The sequence below is a fragment of the uncultured Actinobacillus sp. genome (genome assembly GCF_945915845.1).
Lineage (GTDB): Bacteria > Pseudomonadota > Gammaproteobacteria > Enterobacterales > Pasteurellaceae > Exercitatus.
Window position 1 is genome coordinate 1 of sequence record NZ_CAMEFX010000077.1, and the last position, 4,150, is coordinate 4,150.

General features: G+C 38.0%; 3 protein-coding genes and 1 pseudogene. 1 reads left to right on the forward strand and 3 read right to left on the reverse strand.

Features of this window, described 5'->3' with window-relative positions:
• Positions 1–55: 55 nt before the first annotated feature.
• The 3 genes and pseudogenes from Q0O89_RS10540 to fbp form a co-directional block, all read right to left on the reverse strand.
• Positions 56–313 (reverse strand): annotated as a pseudogene (locus Q0O89_RS10540) (transposase); the annotation flags it as partial.
• 219 nt (positions 314–532) lie between these two features.
• Entirely contained in the window at positions 533–1,111 is a 579-nt protein-coding gene (locus Q0O89_RS10340) for a hypothetical protein (RefSeq protein ID WP_293731611.1), read from the reverse strand.
• A 377-nt stretch (positions 1,112–1,488) separates the two neighbouring features.
• Positions 1,489–2,496 (reverse strand): class 1 fructose-bisphosphatase, encoded by a 1,008-nt coding sequence (fbp, locus tag Q0O89_RS10345; protein ID WP_293731612.1) that lies wholly within the window; start codon positions 2,494–2,496, stop codon positions 1,489–1,491.
• A gap of 181 nt (positions 2,497–2,677) precedes the next feature.
• On the opposite strand from fbp, the gene mpl reads away from it, so the two are divergent.
• Positions 2,678–4,057, forward strand: a complete 1,380-nt coding sequence (gene mpl, locus Q0O89_RS10350; protein ID WP_293731613.1) for a UDP-N-acetylmuramate:L-alanyl-gamma-D-glutamyl-meso-diaminopimelate ligase — start codon at positions 2,678–2,680, stop codon at positions 4,055–4,057.
• Positions 4,058–4,150: the final 93 nt, after the last annotated feature.

Consider the following 4,150-nt stretch of genomic DNA (forward strand, 5'->3'; position numbering starts at 1 on the left):
TAGAACAAATAATAATGTCTATTTTTGAGTTGTTTTAATTATGGGGTGTTTACAGCACTAATACACCAAAATAACGCCCGAAGAATGTTGTATCCATAATGATATTCAGATGTCGATTTAAAGGCAGTTTTAAAGATGTTTTAGGAGCTTTATCAATATATCTTTGAATCGTTCTGACTGAACAATGATATTTAACGGCAAGTTGTTGATAGGTTTGTTTTCCAGATGTGTAATCAGTCCAAATTTTAATTGGGTCTAATTTATTTTTGAAGGAAAAGGTTTTATGGCATTTATGACAAAAATATCGTTGAATATTATTTGATGTACCATGTTTCTTTATTTTCAGACTTTGGCAAAATGGGCAGTTTTTTGTTCATATTTCAAAAAAGTGGCTTAAAGCCTTATACTATAAGGCTTTAAGCCACTTTTTAGCAACAAATTTGTCTATTACACCAACAAAATAGTTGCAGGGATAATTAGCCATATTTGCCACTATTTTGTTTTATGAGAAGCGGATTAAAAGTAGAGATAATTACTCTGAAATGACGACTTTTGAACCATCTGAAAAGGTAATCTCGCGTGCAACAAATAAGATATTAAGAGATTGGTTCGGATTTTTGAAAATATCTTGTGTTTGTTTTGGCATGGCTTTGAATAAATCTAATGCTTTCGCTTCTATAGTTGCACCGGGTTGGATGGGTTGTTGTGCCAAATTTATGCCGACATTTGTTGTATGAACCACTTGATTATTTAGCGTAAATACTGAACGCCATGCGACAGAAGCAATGGCTTTTTGACCTTTATTTTCAATTTTATAGCCAATTAGTACACCGTCATTTTTTTTATTATCTTGTGCAATACTGCGTGAGATAGCCGCAATGTTCACCGATTGATTAAAGATTTTCAGCATAAGCTCTTGTTGTGACGGTTCAGGCTGAGATGGTTGCATTGCCGGTAAAGGTTGACCTTGGGTGTTTGCTTGCGTTTGTTGAGTTGATGTTTGTTGATTTTGGGGCGCAGTGGTATTTTTTTCAACGACTTTGACTTTGTCGCACCCCATGAAGAGTGTTGATGCAGCTAATAGTAATGCTAAACTGACTTTTTTATTCATGTTAACTCCTTAGTTTGTAAGAAAAGAGCCAACATTAGGGTCTGTTTATCTTTCAATAAAAGGCTGCGGCGGAGCTTATTTTTTGCCCAATCAAGGCAAAAAAACTGCCGTTTAGTCATTCTAAACAAAGTTTTTTTAACACAGAGTGGGCAAAAAAGAAGCCCGCCCCTTCGGGTTGTGCCTAAAAAAGCCATCGTCGTTGTTGTAAAACTTGTAAATAGTCCTGCTATTAACTGCGTTTTACGCCTAGCCGATGGCTTTTTTAGGCGACAACGCAGCTTTTTATTGAAAGATAAACAGACCCTATAGTGTTGGCCTGATAATTTGTGTGAATAATAGGTAATTGCTTCTTTGCAGTCAATGAAATTATATTGGATTTAGGAATTTTTAAACTCATCCATAAAGCTTTGCGCTTTCTTCACCATTTCTTTTGAACCGACAAAGAGCGGAACGCGTTGATGAAGCTCTGTGGGTATAATGTCTAAAATACGTTGATAGCCATCCGTTGCAATGCCGCCTGCCTGTTCTGCCAAAAATGCCATTGGGTTTCCTTCATACAATAAGCGTAATTTGCCATTAGGATAGGTAGTTGCGCTGGGGTAGATATAAATTCCACCTTTGAGCATATTGCGGTGGAAATCTGAAACGAGAGAACCTATGTATCGTGATGTATAAGGACGCTGTGTGGAGGCATCTTCTTCTTGGCAATATTTAATATATTTTTTTACGCCCATTGGGAACTTGAGATATTGCCCTTCATTGATAGAGTAAATTTTTCCTTTTGGGGGAATTTGCATATTTTCGTGAGACAGACAAAATACACCGAGCGAGGGATCATAAGTAAAACCATGTACGCCATTTCCTGTGGTGTAAACTAGCATTGTGGAAGAACCATATACCACATAACCTGCCGCTACTTGTCTATGTCCGGGTTGGATAAAATCTTCTAAGGTGACTGGGGTTCCGATAGGTGAGACTCGGCGATAAATGGAGAAAATTGTCCCTACGGCAACATTAACATCGATATTTGATGAGCCATCAAGGGGGTCTGTTAATATAACATATTTGGCGTTGCGGCCTCGTTCTGTGTCAAAAGCAATGAATGTGTCTTCTTCTTCCGATGCAAAACCGGCAACTTCTTCTCGAGCCATTAATGCACGTTTCATGGTTTCATTGGCAAACACATCTAACTTCATTTGGTTTTCACCTTGTATGTTTTCATTGCCGGCTAAACCTAAAATATCAGTGGTTAATCCCGCTCTGTTAATGTCGCGATGAATAATTTTGGCGACTAATCGAATTGATGAGAGAATGCCGGTTAAAGCACCTTTTGCATGGGGAAATTCCATTTGTTTTTCTACAATGAATTCATCTAGGGTTTTCATCTTATGGCTCCTAAAAAATAGCTAAAACTGAAGAGATTATGACCGCACTTATTCTGCGATAGACTTGAATACATAACTTAGATTATTATAACGGTTCGTATTTCTTAGCAAATCGCCAGATTTAAACAATGTGATCGAGATCGCATAATTTATTATTCGGAAGCAACTAAAAGAGAAGAACATGAACAATAAACATATTCATATTTTAGGTATTTGTGGCACATTTATGGGTGGCGTTGCCATACTCGCTAAACAGCTTGGCTATCATGTTACGGGTTCAGATACAAATGTGTATCCTCCAATGTCTACATTTTTAGAAGAAAGTGGCATTGAGATTATCCCTAATTTTGATGTAGCCCAATTACAGCCTGCACCTGATATGGTGATAGTGGGTAATGCGATGAAACGTGGTAATCCTTGTGTGGAATACGTGCTTGAAAATAACTTACCTTATACATCCGGACCACAATGGTTACACGATAATTTATTACGCCATCGTTGGGTTTTAGCCGTATCCGGGACGCATGGGAAAACGACCACAACGGGGATGTTAACCTGGATTTTAGAACAAAATGGTTTAGAACCGGGGTTCTTAATTGGCGGAATTTCAGGAAATTTTGGTGTGTCATCTCGTTTAGGTAATAGCCCCTATTTTGTGATTGAGGCGGATGAGTATGATACAGCCTTTTTTGATAAACGGTCAAAATTCGTTCATTACAATCCTAAAACATTAATAATTAATAATATTGGCTTTGATCATGCAGATATTTTTGATGATATTCGCGCTATTCAGCGTCAGTTTCATCATATGATTCGCACTATGCCACAAAGTGGTTTGATTTTGTCGGCTGATGCTGAAATAACTGCCAAAGAAACCCTTGAAATGGGATGCTGGTCCGAGACCCAATTTTTAGGTGAAGAAAAAGAATGGTTTGCAGAACGCATTACTAATGATTGCAGTCAATTTGCTGTGTATCACCAAGGTTCGAAAGTAGCGGAAGTGCATTGGAACATTGTTGGTCAGCATAATATGCACAATGCACTGATGGCTATTGCTGCGGCACATCATGTAGGTATTTCTATTGAAAATGCGGCAAAAGCACTTTCTACTTTCATTAATGCCAAACGCCGTTTGGAAGTAAAAGGTGAAGTGAATGGTATTACGGTTTATGATGATTTCGCTCATCACCCCGCAGAAATTCAAGCAACTTTAACCGCACTTAGAGATAAAATTGGGGGCGGTGTTCGTATTTTAGCGGTACTCGAGCCTCGTTCTAATACGATGAAAATGGGGCATCATAAAGATGAAATCGCACCTGCCTTAGTCCGAGCAGATCATGTCTTTTTGTTGCAACCGGATAATATTCCTTGGGAAGTGGCTGAAATCGCTGCAAATTGTATTCAACCCACAAGTTGGACGGGGGATATTGATAAGTTGGCTGATATGATAGTAAAAGAAGCTGAACCTAAAGATCATATTCTTGTGATGTCGAATGGCAGTTTTGGGGGGATACATCAGAAATTATTAGCAAAACTAGCGAATAAATATTCAAATTGCTGAATAAAACAGCGTTTGTGAATTAATTTCAACTTTTTCAAAAAAAAGTACTTGCAAAGGATTTTTAAATCCCTATAATACGCCCCACACAACGAC

Coding starts and splice junctions, on each gene's coding strand:
- mpl (WP_293731613.1), top strand. CDS start 2,678: ATGAACAATAAACATATTCATATTTTAGGTATTTGTGGCACATTTATG.
- fbp (WP_293731612.1), bottom strand. CDS start 2,496: ATGAAAACCCTAGATGAATTCATTGTAGAAAAACAAATGGAATTTCCC.
- Q0O89_RS10340 (WP_293731611.1), bottom strand. CDS start 1,111: ATGAATAAAAAAGTCAGTTTAGCATTACTATTAGCTGCATCAACACTC.